24 protein-coding genes are annotated in these 17,874 nt (G+C 32.3%); all 24 read right to left on the bottom strand.

The features are described from left to right. Positions 1-9 precede the first annotated feature (9 nt). The 24 genes from C1T31_RS05365 to C1T31_RS05250 all read right to left on the bottom strand — a co-directional run bounded on the left by C1T31_RS05365 (position 10) and on the right by C1T31_RS05250 (position 17,852). Positions 10-378 carry a ribosomal maturation YjgA family protein gene (locus C1T31_RS05365; RefSeq protein ID WP_103051460.1) on the bottom strand — a complete coding sequence of 123 codons (369 nt, stop codon included), beginning with the start codon at positions 376-378 and terminating at the stop codon, positions 10-12. Further along, the gene (locus C1T31_RS05360) at positions 362-682 is read right to left on the bottom strand and encodes a hypothetical protein (protein ID WP_103051459.1); all 321 of its coding nucleotides are present in this window, start codon (positions 680-682) and stop codon (positions 362-364) included. Before C1T31_RS05360 ends, C1T31_RS05365 begins: the two co-directional genes overlap by 17 nt. Positions 683-745: 63 nt before the next feature. Next, positions 746-2,122 carry a cell envelope integrity protein CreD gene (gene creD, locus C1T31_RS05355; protein WP_103051458.1) on the bottom strand — a complete coding sequence of 459 codons (1,377 nt, stop codon included), beginning with the start codon at positions 2,120-2,122 and terminating at the stop codon, positions 746-748. Between the two features lie 10 nt (positions 2,123-2,132). Further along, positions 2,133-2,897 (bottom strand): oxygenase MpaB family protein, encoded by a 765-nt coding sequence (locus tag C1T31_RS05350; RefSeq protein ID WP_103051457.1) that lies wholly within the window; start codon positions 2,895-2,897, stop codon positions 2,133-2,135. Positions 2,898-2,949: 52 nt separating this feature from the next. After that, entirely contained in the window at positions 2,950-3,243 is a 294-nt protein-coding gene (locus tag C1T31_RS05345; RefSeq protein WP_103051456.1) for a winged helix-turn-helix domain-containing protein, read from the bottom strand. 6 nt (positions 3,244-3,249) lie between these two features. After that, positions 3,250-3,540: a hypothetical protein gene (locus C1T31_RS05340; RefSeq protein WP_103051455.1), complete on the bottom strand. Its 291-nt coding sequence runs from the start codon at positions 3,538-3,540 to the stop codon at positions 3,250-3,252. A 23-nt stretch (positions 3,541-3,563) separates the two neighbouring features. After that, a complete protein-coding gene (locus tag C1T31_RS05335) occupies positions 3,564-4,172 on the bottom strand; it encodes a hypothetical protein (protein WP_103051454.1) in 609 nt (202 codons plus the stop codon). Between the two features lie 79 nt (positions 4,173-4,251). After that, positions 4,252-4,986, bottom strand: coding sequence for a DUF6090 family protein (locus C1T31_RS05330; RefSeq protein WP_103051453.1), 735 nt, complete (start codon positions 4,984-4,986; stop codon positions 4,252-4,254). Then, positions 4,987-5,739, bottom strand: coding sequence for a DUF6090 family protein (locus tag C1T31_RS05325; RefSeq protein ID WP_123912630.1), 753 nt, complete (start codon positions 5,737-5,739; stop codon positions 4,987-4,989). 32 nt (positions 5,740-5,771) lie between these two features. Continuing rightward, entirely contained in the window at positions 5,772-6,551 is a 780-nt protein-coding gene (locus C1T31_RS14130) for a DUF6090 family protein (protein ID WP_207764264.1), read from the bottom strand. After that, positions 6,551-7,594 (bottom strand): DUF6090 family protein, encoded by a 1,044-nt coding sequence (locus C1T31_RS05315; protein ID WP_103051451.1) that lies wholly within the window; start codon positions 7,592-7,594, stop codon positions 6,551-6,553. The genes C1T31_RS14130 and C1T31_RS05315 overlap by 1 nt, the downstream gene beginning before the upstream one ends. Then, positions 7,591-8,385, bottom strand: a complete 795-nt coding sequence (locus C1T31_RS05310) for a DUF6090 family protein (protein ID WP_103051450.1) — start codon at positions 8,383-8,385, stop codon at positions 7,591-7,593. The genes C1T31_RS05315 and C1T31_RS05310 overlap by 4 nt, the downstream gene beginning before the upstream one ends. Further along, complete coding sequence (locus C1T31_RS05305) at positions 8,382-9,626, bottom strand: DUF418 domain-containing protein (RefSeq protein ID WP_103051449.1); 1,245 nt, start codon at positions 9,624-9,626, stop codon at positions 8,382-8,384. The genes C1T31_RS05310 and C1T31_RS05305 overlap by 4 nt, the downstream gene beginning before the upstream one ends. 29 nt (positions 9,627-9,655) lie before the next feature. Continuing rightward, positions 9,656-10,402: a DUF6090 family protein gene (locus tag C1T31_RS05300; RefSeq protein ID WP_123912629.1), complete on the bottom strand. Its 747-nt coding sequence runs from the start codon at positions 10,400-10,402 to the stop codon at positions 9,656-9,658. 47 nt (positions 10,403-10,449) lie between these two features. Then, the gene (locus C1T31_RS05295) at positions 10,450-11,151 is read right to left on the bottom strand and encodes a DUF6090 family protein (RefSeq protein WP_207764263.1); all 702 of its coding nucleotides are present in this window, start codon (positions 11,149-11,151) and stop codon (positions 10,450-10,452) included. A 55-nt stretch (positions 11,152-11,206) separates the two neighbouring features. Continuing rightward, a complete protein-coding gene (locus C1T31_RS05290; protein ID WP_103051446.1) occupies positions 11,207-11,950 on the bottom strand; it encodes a DUF6090 family protein in 744 nt (247 codons plus the stop codon). Beyond that, positions 11,943-12,713 (bottom strand): DUF6090 family protein, encoded by a 771-nt coding sequence (locus tag C1T31_RS05285; RefSeq protein ID WP_123912628.1) that lies wholly within the window; start codon positions 12,711-12,713, stop codon positions 11,943-11,945. Before C1T31_RS05285 ends, C1T31_RS05290 begins: the two co-directional genes overlap by 8 nt. Positions 12,714-12,726: 13 nt before the next feature. Continuing rightward, entirely contained in the window at positions 12,727-13,419 is a 693-nt protein-coding gene (locus C1T31_RS05280) for a DUF6090 family protein (RefSeq protein WP_103051444.1), read from the bottom strand. Next, on the bottom strand, positions 13,412-14,182 hold the full coding sequence (locus tag C1T31_RS05275) for a DUF6090 family protein (protein WP_103051443.1): 771 nt from the start codon (positions 14,180-14,182) through the stop codon (positions 13,412-13,414). The genes C1T31_RS05280 and C1T31_RS05275 overlap by 8 nt, the downstream gene beginning before the upstream one ends. Then, positions 14,175-14,915 (bottom strand): DUF6090 family protein, encoded by a 741-nt coding sequence (locus C1T31_RS05270; RefSeq protein ID WP_103051442.1) that lies wholly within the window; start codon positions 14,913-14,915, stop codon positions 14,175-14,177. Before C1T31_RS05270 ends, C1T31_RS05275 begins: the two co-directional genes overlap by 8 nt. Continuing rightward, positions 14,912-15,640 (bottom strand): DUF6090 family protein, encoded by a 729-nt coding sequence (locus C1T31_RS05265; RefSeq protein ID WP_103051441.1) that lies wholly within the window; start codon positions 15,638-15,640, stop codon positions 14,912-14,914. The genes C1T31_RS05270 and C1T31_RS05265 overlap by 4 nt, the downstream gene beginning before the upstream one ends. After that, positions 15,637-16,323, bottom strand: coding sequence for a DUF6090 family protein (locus C1T31_RS05260; RefSeq protein WP_207764262.1), 687 nt, complete (start codon positions 16,321-16,323; stop codon positions 15,637-15,639). The genes C1T31_RS05265 and C1T31_RS05260 overlap by 4 nt, the downstream gene beginning before the upstream one ends. 28 nt (positions 16,324-16,351) lie before the next feature. Then, positions 16,352-17,125 (bottom strand): DUF6090 family protein, encoded by a 774-nt coding sequence (locus tag C1T31_RS05255; RefSeq protein WP_123912627.1) that lies wholly within the window; start codon positions 17,123-17,125, stop codon positions 16,352-16,354. A gap of 4 nt (positions 17,126-17,129) precedes the next feature. Continuing rightward, entirely contained in the window at positions 17,130-17,852 is a 723-nt protein-coding gene (locus tag C1T31_RS05250) for a DUF6090 family protein (RefSeq protein WP_103051438.1), read from the bottom strand. Between the last annotated feature and the right edge of the window lie 22 nt (positions 17,853-17,874).

The raw sequence follows: 17,874 nt of genomic DNA, 5'->3' as shown, positions 1-17,874 counted from the left end.
GTAAATAGGTTAATGCTTCAATTTTTCAAATATTAGTATAAGCATACTACCTGTGGAATAGGCTACCAAATCAGATACTTGGAAGGTACTGCCTAAAATCAATGCTGCCATATTATTGTGTTGTAACCCTAAAAACTCTAAAAAATTGAACAGTTGTAGGAATTCAATAATGAATGCAAATAACAACACGCTTAAAGCAAGTGGTATTGGTCTGATGTCAATAAAACTTTTTACAAAACAGTAAATAAGTATCACGACTAAAACATCACCAAAAGTATGGCGGATAAATCCAGATTTTAAATATATAGCTATCAATACTTCTGTAATGAATAGGACTATGAAGTATATAAAATAGGATTTTTTAAAATGTAGTTTCATAAACTGTTTGCGTAAATGGAAATGTAAATAGGATATAAAAATAAAGAATGGATATTGGGATATTAAATAACATAATACCACATGTTTTTAATAGTTCCAAGCGATATTTCTGATTTAAAATTGCGGCTCCCAATAATACCGAAAACAATACGGTGTTGAAAATGATAGTCGCAATAATGAAACCAATCACCAATTCAACAGGAAAGCTGGGTTCACCAAAATATAAGTAAAAGGACAACAATATCGTTCCTAAAACAAAGCTGATTAATGCTGTTATTTGTCCTGTTTCTATTAAGTTTTCCATAATAAAACATTAATTTAACCTCACACATTACTAGAGCAAGCGGTGTGAGGTTACCAACTAAACTTATCCGTTATTCCAATCAATTTTTCGCGATACGTACATCACACTTGCCAAGATGAGGAATAAACCAATACTGCCTACTAAAAGCGCATAGTTTTCCAATTGAATGATAACGTATATAAATGTGTAAAGTGCTGTGAGTGAAATACCAATGAACAATGGGAATTTCCAATTTTTTAAAATGGATTTAGAATATAATGTAATGAGCACAATAACCGAAATTCCTGCAACCAAGTAAGCCTTTAAAAAATCACTATGTTCTGATATGGAAACCAATAGGGTGTAAAACATGGTTAGAGCCAAACCAATCATTAAATATTGAAACGGATGAATTGAAATTTTACTCATCGTCTGTATTAAAAAGAATATCAAGAAGGTCAATCCAATCACCAAAAACCCATATTTGGCAGAACGTTCACTTTTTTGATATTCATCGACCATAACCATAAATTTAGTTCCAAACGAGAAGGCGTCTAAATTGGGAATTTTGTTAAAATACTGCTGTGAAAATGCTCTGTTTATATGTAACACTTTCCAATCGGCTTTAAAGCCTTCTTTAGTAATCTCTTTTGTTTCGTCATTGGGCAGGTAATTTCCAATAAAACTAGGGTCTGCCCAATTCGATTCCATGTGCATGGTTGTTGTTTTTCCAATGGGAATGATTTGAATATCCTGACTCCCATTAAAGGCCATATTTATTTTGAAGCTTGATGACGTTAATTGCTTCAGAATATCTTGATTTAAGTAAGAGGATTCCAACTCTTCTAAATAGCCAGAATAGGTTTTAGAATCGTTATTAAAGTTGGTTTCAAAGTCTAGTGTTTGAGTATCAATTTTTAAATGAATAGCATCCTTGATGCCTTTCAGGTTTGAGGTCTTTATCAATAATGTGGCCTTATCCCAAATGATGTCTTCGTTTTTGATGTCCTTGGCTGATAAATCAAGAGTGTCAAATTTTCCACTGAAGTCCATATTGGTTGTAAACACAGCCGATTCAAAATTTCCTCGGTTTAATGTTTTGGAGTTTACATTGACATCAACATCTAGGTTTTCTGGAAAAATGTAGGCATGGTTGATGTATGTTTTTGTTTCCTTTAAATACGTTTTTGTTTGTTCGTTGTATGTAGATGTTTCAGTATACGTTTTATAGGGTAGCTTTAAAATAGGACCGTAAACCAGAACCTGGTGTCCCCATTTATCATTGATTTCATTTACTACATCCTGTTGCCTGTTGGCACGTTCAGCAATAAGACTGTTAATGTAAGATAAAGGAATAAGCAATACAATAACCAAGAAGCCTACCATGAGCATTCTTGCGGTTATAGAAGTTTTAAGCCAATTGCCAAATTTGTTTGTGTTTTGTTTTTCCGAGTTTTCCATGACGATTATATTAAAGTGAATTGAAATTGAGTGATTTAATATCTTCCATATAGGTTGATGGCAAAATGATATGCTTAATAATATTGTCTAGCTTTAACGTTTTAGATAGTTTATACGTTGGTATTAGAGGACTTAAAAATGAGAACCGGCGAAACTTGAGCTGTTTTCTAGCAATATTTGGCAAAAGCATAATTTGTGCTTCTTTCAATAATTGGTATCTAAACCGTCCTAAATGTTTACAATATTGTTTGTACAAATCTTTTGTGAAAGGTCCATTCAACAAATTTTCTTGTAGATGTTTGCTTCTCATGACTTTGAATTCTTGATAATTTTTGGGTAAATCATGGATGTTCATGAGTGTGCCAACTTTGTGAAAAACGCTAAAGACTTCTTCTTTTTCTTCTAGTTTTAGTGGTCGTTCCAAGAGTTCATAAGAGCGGATGGAATAATCAATAAGCATGAACAAAACATCTTTATATGCCCAATTTGGGATAGATTGTTCACGTTTTGTTTCAACGGCCTGATGTATGTTGTTGATGTTTTTTATAGCCAGTTTGGCTTTAGATTCTTCTGAAAAAACTATTTGTCTCGCATAGGCTACTGTTGAGAATAACCTACCTAAAGGGTCATTGGGCAGGCGACCTGTGTAGTAAAGCCAATCAACAGCTTTGTTGAGAGCAAATTCTGCGGAAGCTCCAGCAAAAATGAGCAATATCGTATCACTGTTGCCCCAAATAGTTCTAACAATAGAATCTTTTTGTGTGAAATATGCCATAGTCTTATTATTTTAAAGTACTTTGAAAAACAAAGTAAAATAATAAATTTTTTTATTCTTTATTGATTAATTTTTCTAAAGCATCTATGTGCTTTTTAAATTCAGCTCGGCCCAATTTGGTTGTGGCATAGCGTGTGTTTGGTTTTCTACCAATAAACTGCTTTTCAACTGATATATAATCAGCTTTTTCCAAGGCTTTGGTATGACTGGCCAAATTGCCATCAGTGACATCCAACAATTCTTTTAGGGTATTAAAATCGGCATATTCATTAACCATTAAAATAGACATGATCCCCAAACGAATGCGGTGATCAAAAACTTTATTTATGTTGGTTATGATGCTCATTAAAAATTAACTTCCGGCAAATGGTGTTCCAAAAATTCCTACTGCCAATTCGGCCCAAATTAATAAGAATGCCAATATTAAAAAAGCGATTAAAATAATGCGTCTTTCCTGATTTTTAACAATTCGTAGTATATATTCGGCTAAAACACCAATTGTTAAAAGTAATGCACCCATAATTATAAAATCGGTATAACTCCAATTTACTTCAGGGGTGAATTGAATGGCAATTAGAGGGATGAGTAAAAGTGCTTCTAAACACAAAATGATTGTGAGAAAGCGTTTGCTTTGTGCTATCATAATTTTAGTTTTTAATTAATAATTTATTGTTTGTCGTATTTAAAATGCATCCATGTGCCATAGACTATGTGCATGACACCAAAGCCCAATGCCCAAAGCCAGAAGCCATACCCAGGAAATAAGGCACAGATTAATCCCAATACAATTTCTATGAGGCCCAAATAGCGAATATCACCTAAACTATATTTGGAGGCACTAACTAAAGATAGGCCATAGAAAATGAGCATTAAGGCACCTGCTTGCCCATATTTTTGTTGATTGAGTATAATTAAAATGTATAAACCTCCAGTAATCAATGGAATTAAAAAGTTGAAGACTAAACGTTTTGAAGTATTATCCCAGATTTTTTCATGATTCTTTTTGGCTTTTTTAGTGGTTAGAATAATAGCAGTGACAATACTCAAAAAGGCTACAGCTGCTAAAATTACCAAACAGGTTCTGAAAACCCAACCATCCAATAATAAGGTGCCATAGCTGTAAGTTGTTACCAACCAGTAAGCAGTGGCAGCACCTATTAGGGCATAAATACCTGCTAATATTCCTGATAGCCCAGAAAGAGAGATAAAACGAGATGATTTATTCATCAAATTTTTAATCTCGGCTATGTCTTTTAGATAATCTTTAGATTCCATATAAAGTACTTTGAAATACAAAGTAAAATAAAAATATGTTTTCAAACAAGTAAAAAGTTGAAATATTTAATAGCGAAATTTAGTTATCAGATTTTGGACTTGATAGCTCAATTATTTTTTTCAGGGATTCTTGCAGTTTTTGTAATTCGCCACTGGTATTTAAGATTTGATCAAGAAAATCATATCTGCTTTTCATTAAATATTCAAACTCCAAAGTTTGAAGAGCATCAAAATTGTTTCTTTCGTCATTAAAATTAAAATTCCAATCAAAATTTTTAGACATATAAGGATCATATTGGTCCCAAAGATGATCTCTAGAACGAGATTCTTCTTCCTGATAATCTTTTACTAAATCATTCCATGAAATTAATAAATCACGTAACGTATCATTTTTAATGATATCAAAAGATGATGTACTGGCCAATGCACTAATACTGGTTTGCGAAGGATTAAACGTATGACCTCCATAAGTCCACCAAAGCTGAACTGTTAAAGAATCCAATACTTTTTGTTCAGGTTTTGATTTTATGGGAAAAAGATCGATTACTTTTTTACAATTATTAAAAACCCTTCTGTGTTCAAATAGTACGGAGTCCAGTTGTTTTTGGTTTTTCTTGAACTCGTTATGAATATTTTTAAGAATGGCAGTTTCCTTATTTGATTTTATGCGTTTCTCATTCCAATTATTAATTTGAAGGGCAATAAGAATCCCAATGACTACGAGTACAATTTCGCCTATGGCATATCTAGAATAGGCCGCAGCTTTATTTTCGGAAGCCAGTTTTTTGCGAATGTTTCTAAAAAATTTGATCATTTACCTTTCAATTTCTTTATTAATAAGTGCTATAATTTCTATTATATTTTCTTGTAGTGCTAGAGATTGGATATTAGCAATATTACTCCACGTAATAGCCATAGCTGCTAAACCTTCCAATTCAACATTATTTAAAATTTCTTCTATAGCGAGACTATGTTTTGAAGAGCCAATTTTAGTTTTTAGGTTTATTTTTTGGTTTAAAGCATGTATGGGAGTATAGCCATCTTTCCATATGTTGTTTGATAAGTCACGTGCTAATCCGTTGCTTACCATAAAAGGCATGACAACTTCGGTTCGAAACTTTTGCCATTCTAATTCATTTTCCTGAACTTGATAGACATCAGATGTCCAGTTTGATAGTCGTTGTTTTAGGCTTTCGTTATTTATTAAATGCAGGTTTCCTGATTCAATGAGGTCATTCTTGATAGGATCAAAGGTAGGGTCGGTTCCTATAAAATTTAGGTGATATAATAGACTGTCTTTGGAAACGTTGATTGGGTTATCAATATAGCTTAATACCTTTGAGGAAGCCGTAATTATATTGTTACGCATTGTGATTTTTTGCTGAAGTTGGGCGAGATTTTTTGTGTATTCTTCCTTAAGCTGTAACAATATTTTTTGTTCCTTCACTAAATCCTTTTGGTGGTTATTCCAGTTATTTATTTGGAGCGCGATGAGAATTCCAATCACGACTAAGATGATTTCACCAATAGCGTATTTAAGGTATTTGCCTGTTTTGTTTTCACTCATAAGGTTATAGCGTATTTTTCTAAAAAATTTAATCATTTTTCGTTGAGTTCTTTATTGATTAATTCAATGGTTTTATTTGTAACGTCTAAAAGCCCATATTTAACCCAAACTTCATCACTTATAAAGGTGAGGTATATTTTATTAAGTGTTAAGTAGGTTTCGGGATTTTTCACTAAAGTTGAAAGCTCCGTATCGGTCAGTAAAAATTCAGGATGGGTCGGAATTATGGGATGGATTTTTAATTCATCTGGTACTTCAGGAGACATGTACAAGCTAGTAGTTACTTTCTCTATTTGATTGTCAGTACCAAAATAAAATCTATTATAACCGTTTTCTAGTATAGAACTTCTAGAGTTGGTATAATCTTTTAATAAAGACAAACTTTGTTTAAGGTTATCGCTTAATAATTCAAATTTACCAGAACTAATGGCTTCTTCTTGGACTGAACTAAAAATTGATAAGGTCCTATCGTAAAGCATTTCAGAGAGATAGTATTTTAAGCTATCTATGGGAATCGTGTAGTCTCCAACTGAATAACGTAGCACTTTGTTAAATTTTGAATTAGTAAGGTTAATATTTTGGAGATAAGTCTCCAGCGTATTTTTGTTGTTAACCAATTCATTTTTTAGAGCCAGCATTAGTTTTTGTTTGCTGTTCTCCAGTTTCCTACTTTCATTCCAATTATTTATTTGTAGTGCGATTAGAATTCCAATCACAACTAATACAATTTCACCAATGGCATACTTGAAGTACTTGCCGGTTTTACCTTCGTTGAGTAAGTTTTTGCGGATGTTTCTGAAAAATTTTATCATTATTTAATTTTTATTGCAGAACTGTTTCGTGTTGAATCTTTAAGGTGATTTAATTTCATACCATTAACTCTGCCGTCAGCATCTCGAGTAAAAATATTCTGCCAATCTGGATAATCAATATACAGAAATGTGTCCCTTTTTATTTCTTTTAAAGCACCAGTAGTATTATATCCTTCAAACAGATGTCCGCCTATTTGCTGGATTCTAGTTGTATTATTGGTTTGTAGATTTTTATATTCTCCAACATATTCATTGGCGTTAGCTATAGGTTTTCCGTACTTATTGAGTATATCTTCATCTTTAAATTCATATGAATCACCTATTGTTTCAGTTAGCTTTTGTAGTAAACCAAAACCTCTGGATTGCAACATTTTTAAGGTGCCATACTTGCCTGCAGTATTATCCATTTGGTATTGTGATACCCAATTTTTATACATTGGGTTGTTAAGATAAAAATCAATCATTTCATCAGTGGTTTCTCCATTCCTCATTTTATAATACCAGTTGGTATTATTTACTAAATAGCTATGGTGGTCATTTATTCTTTCTCTAAAAATGCCATATATATCGTCATAAAACTGACCTAAATCAATATAATAATGATTGATGTCTTTAATAATGGAATCATATTTTGCGGGAACAACACCTTGGAAACTCTCAAATTTTTTAAAAGCCGTTTTTTGATAATCAAAAGGCGAAAACTGTAAACCTACCCAAAATAGATTCCGAGACCCTTTTTCTAAATAATCGTCTTTAGTAAACTTATGGTCTAAAACTAAATTAGACAAAGAATCAACTTTCAGATTATCTTTCAGTAACGGTTCAGAGTTTAGGATGTCTGTTTCTAAATCTTTGCGAAGTTCTTTTAGTATTTTTTTGAAACGTGCTTCGTTGTTTTTTGCTTCATTGATATTGTTTATTTGTAACGCTATCAAGATTCCAATAACAACTAATACAATTTCACCAATGGCATACTTGAAGTACTTACTGGTTTTGCCTTCGTTGAGTAAGTTTTTACGAATATTTCTGAATAACTTTATCATGGATTTTCTTCGAGTTCTTGCTTAATAATCTGTAATATTTCTTTAATCCTATTTTGTAGACTTAAGGATTGAATGTTAGCAATTTTGGCATTGGTTGCACAAGCTGCAAGATGATCTTCAAAATTTGCACTCTCAAAAATGTTTGAAAAATCGGTATGAGTCCGTGAGTTCTTTAGATCGAACTTAACGCTCGTTCCTTTGTCCAAATAAAAGGTTTCCATAGCATTGTCTTGCCAGTATTGATTGGTTATTGACCTTATTGAAGCTTCTTTGAGTAAGAAAGGTTGGTATTGATTGTATTTATACTCTCTCCAAGCAACCTCTTCTTCGGTAACCTGAATAATTTCACTTGTCCATAGGGTCAATAGTTCTTTCAATGTATTGTTTTTTAGTAACTGAATTCTTCCCGAACTCATAATGTCATTTATTATTGGATCGAAGGTAGGAACCAAAATTGTTTGAACGAGATAGCTATTTATACTATCTGAATGCCGTTTTTCAGGGTGGTCTATATAATCTAAAAGCTTAAAGGATGCAGCAATCATATTATTACGAATGATTATTTTTTCGTTCAGTTGCTTTTGATTGCTTTCAAATTCAGATTGCAACTGTTGTAACAGCGCTCTTTCCTCTTCGCGCTCTTTGCGGGTTTCATTCCAATTATTAATCTGAAGGGCAATGAGAATTCCAATAACTACGAGTACAATTTCGCCTATAGCATATCTTGAATAGGCCGCAGCTTTATTTTCGGATGCCAGTTTTTTACGAATGTTTCTAAAAAATTTTATCATTTTTTGATTTTTAGTTGTACACCATAAGTTAGTTTTCGCCAGAGCCATTCCATGGGTCCAAACTTGAAATAATTGAGCCAAATTTTACTACATACAATTTGTATGATAAATACACACAAACCAATCATCATGACATAAGTAAAGCCAAATTTTCCGACGAGGTTAAATCCAAATCCGTAAAAAATAATGGTAGAAATAGCTGTTTGAAACAGGTAGTTGGATAATGCCGTTTTCCCAACAGGTTTAAACCAATCAAGAAAATGCACTTTTTTCTTTACTAACAAGGCAATCCCAGCGGCATAACTCAACGCTAAAGGTAACGTTCCTAAAGCATATGCAAGAACATGAAACAGTTTTGTAGTATCTGTGCTATCAACAAAAAACTCGATGTAACCTCTAACAATATTTACAGGTAAGCCTACCAATAAGCCAATTAGAAACACTTTTTTTAAAAATGCGGTATTATCCAGAATATTTTCATTGAGAATTTTTCTACCTGCCCAAATGCCTATTAAAAAGATTCCAAAAACTTTAAACAATCGACCTTCATCTAAAATCCTACCTATTCTAACAAAGGTATTTCCCAAATTCATTTTAAAAAAATCAGCGATATTCTCATTGAGTTGGTAGGCAACAAAATCAGGAACTATCTGACCTTGGAATTCTATAATTGGCATCCCAAAATTTTGATAAATTTCTGTGCTCTTTTGAAAAGCCATTCCAGGATAATAGACGCCTGAAAAGTGCATGAAAGCCCAATTTACTAATGGAAACAAAATGAGGATAACAGCAGTGGTTAAAAGTGTTTTATTGGATTTTCTAACAAACCATATCAAGAAAAAACCAAGAACAGCGTAAAGAGTCAAAATATCACCTGGCCAAAATAGCACTAAATGAATGCCTCCAATAATTAATAGCCAAAACATGCGCCTTCTAAAAAAAGGAGCGAATGCCTTACCATGAGCCGTTAAGTTGTTAAATTGAATAACACAGCCAATACCAAAAAGAAGCGAGAAAATAGAGTAGAACTTACCATCAACCAAAACATAGTTTAAAAAGTCGAAAACTTCATCAGTAGGTAAGGTATATATCCTTCTAGGTGTGTCCTCTGGAAAAAACCATATGCCTGAAAACATGATTATATTTGCAGTATAAATAAACAGAATCGAAATACCTCTTAAGATATCTAGGTAGGCTATACGTTCACTTTTGGAGATTGGTTTTACATTGTCGCTTTCCATGGTTTGGCGTTTTAAACATTAAACAATTATTAATTACTAGATTGTATTTCGTCTTCAATAAAACTTAAAAGCTTTTTAATTTGCCCTTCTGTTCGTTTGGCTCTGTTTTGCACTCCAGCATTTTCAAATGCAATGGTTGCTAATAACCTGGAGAATGATTCGTCTACCTTGAGCCTTTCATAATCTGCTTGTGTTATTTTGTAATTGGCATACCAGGTGGCTGTACTATCAAAGTTTTTATAAAAATATTCCAATAACTTGGGTTGCGTATTTAGATTAAAGAAATCCAATCGCTCGTCTTCATATCGCCTGTAATAGGGATAGGCTCTTTCGTAAAGCAGCGAGATATTATTTCGCAAACTATCGTTTGAAATAACTTCAACACCTTTAGATTGTAGAAGTCCATAACCGCTTTTATTGGGATCAAAATGTGGTATAACTCTCAACAATGTCGCCGAATAATTAAATTTGGAATCAGGTGTTTCATGTGTTTTTATATAATCTTTTAGGTTCTTACAAGCTTTAACTATGGAATCCATAGTAGCAATATCATGTTGAATTTCTTTTAAGTCCAACATTAAATTACTTTGGAATTCTTTCAAGATTTTTGTTTCTAACTGTTTGGTCTTGTTTGCTTCATTCCAAGTATTGATTTGAAGAGCAATCAGAATTCCAATAACTACAAGAACAATTTCACCTATAGCGTATTTGAAGTACTTAGCCATTTTGTTTTCATTCATCAGATTGTAGCGTATTTTACGGAAGAGTTTAATCATAAATCAAGCTATTAATATTTGTCATAGTCAAAAACACTTACTCATTCCTAATATTCATCACAAAGCGCAATAATAGTTGTTAATCTATTTTTGGCATCTAAATAAAATCGGAGCATGAATCCATTGTGGGTTATACGTTGCGTCAAATTATTCTCAAATGAGCGCATTCTTAAAAGTTCTTCGTTTGATCCTACAAATTTAGATTTGCTAAATTTCATGGGTCCAGTTTTATCTAAATTTCTGTTTACTGAATTTTCTACCAAATAATTAAAATAATAATGTCCTCTTTCAACATAGAAATCGCCCCAATCCAATAAATTACCATAAAAACTTTCCCACTCTATAAGTTGTACTTTTAATGCTTCGTTTGACAGATTGGATAGTTTACCAGAATTCTTGATATTGCTTAAAGTGTAAAGGCTAGGATCCCAAACGGACATTCTTGGAGTCATACTAATTAAACTATCCACATTACTCAATGATCCAAATTCATAATCAGGATCTGTATGTTCCAATAAAATATTACCAGCTGAAATAATTTTTTCAATGGTATCAATATTGTCTTCGAGGTCTACGAGATTTTTTTGAAACTCCAGTTTTAAACTAGCGATAGTTGCTTTTTCCTGTTTTAGTATTTTTTTGTCTTCATTCCAGTTGTTAATCTGTAAAGCAATGAGTATGCCTATTACCACAAGTACGATTTCTCCAATGGCATATTTGAGGTACTTACCAGTTTTATTTTCACTCATAAGGTTGTAGCGTATTTTTCGAAAGAGTTTAATCATAGGTTGATACTTTCATTATTTATTTTTCTTTTAATTCTTGTTTGATGATGTCTTCCATTACCTCAATGTTTTCAAGAACTTGTTTTAAACGGTTACAGGTGTTTTTTTCAGTATATATTTTAATAATGAAGGCGCTTTCGGCAGTTAGAATAGTTTCAATAGGGTTGATATGGTTATCTATTGCTTGTTTGATATCTGGTTGACTATTTAATCGAGGAATAAAAGTGCCCAATCCTTTTTCTCCATATTTCAACAAACCAGTTACATATACATTTAGGTTGCCATTGTTAACGGTTGTCCAAGCATCTAATTTGCTTTTATGTGTAATAAGTTTATTTCGTAAATCTTCAGGAATAATCTTGATGTCTCCAGTAGATTGTAAGGTTTCCATGGTGTTGAAACGAAAGTTAAGATAGGGTGTTATTCTCTCTACTTTATTGAGCGCATCTAGAGCTTCATTAACAGTTAGGTTTTTAGTTTCAAATAATTTGGTGTAAACCTCATAAGAGGCGATACTGGAATCTAATTGCGTAATGGTTTCTGCCGAATATTTTTTTTGTTCATCTAAATCCTCCAGAATTTGCTTGTAATAGGTTTGTAACAGTCTTTGTTCTTTTCTACTTTCATTCCAATTATTAATCTGTAAGGCAATCAAAATACCAATGACTACAAGTATAATTTCTCCGATAGCGTATTTGAAATACTTGCCTGTTTTGTTCTCACTCATAAGGTTGTAGCGTATTTTTCTAAAGAATTTAATCATCTTCTATGTTGGCTTCTATTAAACTTAAAGTATCTTTCAAAAAACGCATAATCACATTTTCATTTACGGTAACGTAGGATTGATTCATATAATAATCAAACAACATGCTATCAACTTCTAGGCTTGACAAGAAAGCTACGTAATTTTCTTTTGGAACTTCCATAGGTTGAATAATAATATCACGTTTGTAATCAGATCTGTTCATTGAAGCGTCTACATTTCGCAGTGGAATGAACTTGTACAATATTCCAGGTACATTGTTTACCCAATATTCTCTTCTGATAATAATGTCTTCTTTATAATCGTCAAGTTCACCTGTCCACTGGTTAAGTGCATATTTTAATTTAGAGTCTCTTATGAGTTCCAGATTACCAGAAGATGTGATGTCGTTCATAACACCTAATCGCGCATCAAAGGTGGCGTAATTATACATTTGCCCTAGTAAGCTATCAATAGTTTTGGTTTTAAATGGATTTGTATGGTCAAAATTCATTAACGTAACAATGGCATTTAAACACCCTTCATTTAAGGTATGGTCAAATTCGAGCTCTTTTATATTTTGCTTGAATTCTTCCCTTAAACTCAAAAGGATTTGCTGTTCCTTTTCTATATCCTTTTGCTTTTCATTCCAATTGTTTATCTGAAGCGCAATGAGAATACCAATGACGACTAGAATGATTTCGCCGATGGCATATTTAAAGTACTTGGCTGTTTTATTTTCACTCATCAGGTTGTAGCGTATTTTTCTAAAGAGTTTAATCATTATATGTTTAGTATCAATTTGGAATTTTATTTAAAACGTTATCTATTTCATTACTTGTGAGTACAAGTACATTTTCATACCACTGTAGTTGTATAAAATGGAAGTAAAGGTCATCTAATGTTTTTGTAAGATATAGTGAGTCTGTTACATTGAATTTTTTTGAACGGCGTTCATGAATGTACATTTTACTAATGTCACTCCACCTAATGTCCAATATTTTACCGTTATCAATAACCCTTTCGTAAGAGGAATTGTAGAGTTTTATAATAGATTGCATTAATTCCTTGTTTTTGTATGTATTTATTTGGTTGCCTGAAATGGCGGCTTGGTAGGAACCGGAAATTGGGTAAAAGGTACGTTGTCCAGTATTGAGGTATACTTTGAGTAAGGAATCTATAGAAGCTTTATCTTTGGAAATATCCAAAGAGTCTGTGTTAAGTTTTTTGAAAGCTTGCATTTTGGGTTCCGTAATATTTAGAACCTGTTCAATAAATAACTTGTCTTGAGAGAGGTCGTTTTTAATACCTTTCAAAAACTCAATCTCGGCTTGTTTTTGTTTTCTGCTCTCATTCCAATTGTTTATCTGAAGTGCAATCAAAATACCAATAACCACTAAAACAATTTCACCTATAGCATACTTAAAATACTTACCTGTTTTGTTCTCACTCATAAGATTATAGCGTATTTTTCGGAAGAATTTAATCATGATTGCTGTTTATCTGTTGCTCCAATAAAATCTTTAAACTCTTCAAGTCTCTATCAAGTTTCCTGTAGCTTTCTTCTAGCAGTGTGTTATATATAAAATGGAGGTTGTCAATTTCATTTTCCCAAAATAACATGGAGAGTATTTGACGATTATCAATTTCTTTTATTTGACTTTTTCCAAGGTTTTCAAGGTTAGAGAATTGGTGGTCAACATTCCTTAGAGAGATGTAATTGTATAGAAACGGAATTAAATTGGTATTGGTGTCTTGTTCAATGTTTTGCTCTCGAAATTTGACTGTTTCCATGGTCGTTGGAATGCTGTAAATGATATTTTTTAAACTGTCATTTTCAAAACTGGACACTTGACCAGTAGATAAGGCTTCATTTAAAACAGCATCATTAAAATAATAGGTTGGTGTGCCTAAAATATCATAAATTAAACTGTCAACTTTTTTGGGATCAACGTCATGGTAATCTTCACCTGTAAGGTGTAACATCATAAGTAATGAGTTTATTGATTTTTCTATTGAAATGATTTCTTTTTCTAGTTCAATGATGTTTTTATCAGTTTCTACAAGTAGCCGCTTACTTAAGAATATATTATTGTTTTCTTGTTTTTTGAGAGCATTCCAATTATTTATTTGAAGTGCAATGAGAATGCCTATAACCACAAGGATAATTTCACCAATGGCATATTTTAGGTATTTGCTGGTTTTGCCTTCGTTAATAAAGGACCTACGGATATTTCTGAAAAACTTAATCATGGGTTAGCTCAATGATTTGTTTAATTAATTTTTCTAAACGTTTTAATACGATTCTATAATTTACAACAGCCCATCCAAGATTGTCCAAGTGGTTTTCAAATTCCAAATCATTGAAAACGCTTTCATAGTCAATCTCGAATTTTGATTTTTCCTCCCAAGCCATTAAGGAATATTTGTCAATATTTTTCATTGAAGCTTTTGTAGTTAAGTAAGGAATAACCATATGTTGGTTAAAGTCGTCTAGGGTTTCCCAGGCTTCATTTAATTCATTGAATTCACCAGACCAATGGAGTAATTGGTATTTTAAGGAATCATTCTTGATTAAATTTAAATTCCCTGTCGATAATATTTCGGTCAAGATATTTTGTGTAGGATGGTATTCATAGACATCAACTGCTGCAGCAAGGAGACTGTCTATATTTTCAGTTTTTAACTCTTCTGAAGACGCTTTTATTTTAGACATTAAAAACCGAATGGCTTGCTCGGTTTTGTCATATTGAACAATGCTGGTTTTAATTTTTGTCAGGTTGTTTTTGAATTCGGAATGGATACTGGCCATCATTTCTTTTTCAAACTTTCTGTTGTTATGTTCTTGATTCCAGGTGTTAATCTGTAAAGCAATGAGAATACCTATAACCACAAGAATAATTTCTCCAATGGCATACTTGAAGTACTTGCCTGTTTTATTTTCATTCATAAGATTGTAGCGTATTTTTCGAAAGAATTTTATCATATAGAATCAATTTTTGATTTTACCTTTTTTGCATCTGAATTTATACGCTCCATAAAATAGACAAAACCTCGCCAGTGTATGCCCATTCTAGAAAAAGTGTTGATAAAAAGAGTATCTTGACAAAGTTGGTTAAAGTCATATTTAAAAGTGATATTTAAAGTTTCTGGATTAGTATAAGCTCTAATTTGATAATTATAAACACTGAATTGGCTTTCAATGTCTTGACTTAATTTCTCATAAACTGATTCAACTTGCTGAAGATAACTGTAAAACTCTGCTAATTCATTTCTTAATTCAATATTCTCTATAAGATGTAAATCGCCACTTTCTTTCATTTCTTCATAGGTAAGCATACTTGGCATTTGGTAGGTCGTTCTGGGAAACCATAAGAAGGCATAGTCTACTGTTTTTTTCTCTTCATCATTAAGAGCAGTCCCTCGCTCCAACAGTTTTTGAGTGTCAGTTACGGATTTTAAAATTTTTTTATTCAGCTTCAGAAGATTTTCACTTCTTGAAATGGATCTATTTAAGTCTTCTTCAATTCTTTCCATATAATTGGAAGCTCTTATTTTTTCTTTTCTCTGCTCATTCCAATTGTTGATTTGAAGGGCAATCAATATTCCAATCACTACAAGAATAATCTCACCGATAGCATATTTAAAGTACTTACTGGTTTTGCCTTCAGAAAGAAGAGACTTTCTAATATTTCTAAAAAGTTTAATCATAGTGAATTCAAATTCTTTTTTAGGAAGGTTAACGTGTTGGATAATTCTTCCTTCAAATCTTTTCGACTTAAGTTTAATGAAAACTGACAGCCATTCATGATACCCAATAATGAATAAAATTCATTGTTTAGAGGGAAATCTGTTTTGTAATTTTTATCAATTTTGACAGTTCCAATATAAATTCCCAAACCAGATTTTGTGAAATACTCCATTACTTTGTTATTCCAAAATTCATCAACATATAATTGCGTATCGTCAGATCGATCATAGGCTTGTTTTAAGGTTCTCAATCGCGCGATGGTTTCATCATTTGAAATAAGTGCTCTAGAATTTGTTCCAAAAATTTCATTAATTATCGAAGTTTCGTATTTATTTGTGTTATAACCCAACGACTGAATTATCTCGGCAGGATTTGAATTATATTTTGGATTTAAAAGACTTTCATTTAATAGTCTAGAAGATATTTTCAGAATGTCATCGTTGTCTTTTATTGTTGTATCTAATGATGATAAGTTGGACTCAATTTCTTTTTCTAAAGCATGTAGGAGTTTTATTTCTTCTTTTTTTAGCTTTTGATTTTCATTCCAGTTATTAATCTGTAAGGCAATGAGAATACCGATGACCACGAGGATAATTTCGCCCAAGGCATATTTGAGGTATTTGCCAGTTTTATTTTCGCTCATAAGATTGTAGCGTATTTTTCGGAAGAATTTAATCATCTGTATGGGTTTCTTTATCTATAAGTTTCATGAGCTCTTCAGACATGGTTTTCATTTCACGCAATTGTCCATTCATAACCGTAAACTCGTAATCTGCCATAACAAATCCGTTTTTATGCTCTAGGTCTTTAAGAATGGTTTCAAAGTTTGCCCTAGGGATTTCGCGGTTTTCACCTGCTTGACCATTTGTAACATTATAGATGTATTTTTTAGTCAATGGGTTTAGGTCTAAAGTTCTGAATGAGGGTCCATAAAGGAGCTCTTCAGTATCAAAGCGATAGTGTTCTTCTTCGCCTTTTAGTTCCTTGTAAAGTGCATCTATGTTGAGCAATTGGTTTTTAATGGAATCGTTTGATATTAGAGCCAAATTCCCAGAATTGGTAAGCTCTAAAAAGGTGTTGTTTATTTGATAGAATTTGTGCCAAATATACACGTTCAAACAGTGGTTGTTAAAGTCGTCAAGATCCGTAAGAGGCTTGCCTTCATAATATTCTAAAACAACATTGGCCGATGCAATGGAGCTTTCTCTTTTTTCAATAAAACTATTAATGTTGTCAATGTTAAGCAGTAAATCGGTTTTGATGTTTTTAAGGTACTTTAGTTCTTTTTCACGTGCTTTGTTTAGTTCGTTATTATTATTTATTTGTAGTGCAATCAAAATACCAATAACCACTAGCACAATTTCTCCAATGGCATAAAGCAAATACTTGCTGACTCTGTTTTCTTTAATCATATTTTGACGTATTTTTCGGAAGAATTTTATCATAACATTAGTTTGTTATTTCCTTTTCCAGTAATTGGACTATGCTTTCGGTATCATCAATTAAAGTAAGTAGTTGATCGATAGCATCTTTATTAAGCCAATAGTGTACAGCGGCATTATTGATATATTCAATTTTTTTTGACAGTAAATGCTGTGCTAGCTCCCTTGTGTCTTGTTTACCAAATAAACTATTTGAATTAGGTTCAAAACGCATTATACTGTTTTGATAGGTGAAAGGCGCATCTACAGGTAAAGCCCAGTCGGTGCCTATTCTTATGCGTTCAGAAACTTGTTTGTGAAAGGCATAGTGTTTAACTAATTGGTCTCTTAAAATGGTGTTTTGAATAACTTTTAAATTTCCAGTACTTGATAAATCATCAAAAGTAGAAGTTGAAGAGGTAAAAATGGGGTAGATGCTACCGTAACCAAAAAAATCATTGGCTGCTGAAATAACCAGGGAATCTGAAGCGTTTGGGTTATTTAAGGCTTTGGATAGGGCTTCATCTGTTTCAATGCCTTTTTCGAGATTTTTAATGTTGTTTTTAAAAGTAACAAGGTCTTCATTGTTCTCTACAAGTAATCTTTTTAAATAAAGCTGCTCTTGGATATTGGATTTTCTATTTTCGTTCCAATTATTGATTTGAAGTGCAATCAAAATACCAATAACCACTAGCACAATTTCTCCAATGGCATAAAGCAAATACTTGCTGACTCTGTTTTCTTTAATCATATTTTGACGTATTTTTCTAAAG

This window comes from Hanstruepera neustonica (assembly GCF_002895005.1).
In the GTDB taxonomy this organism is placed as follows: domain Bacteria; phylum Bacteroidota; class Bacteroidia; order Flavobacteriales; family Flavobacteriaceae; genus Hanstruepera; species Hanstruepera neustonica.
The sequence above is the reverse complement of the archived record's forward strand: the minus strand, read 5'-3'. Positions and strand labels throughout refer to the sequence as shown.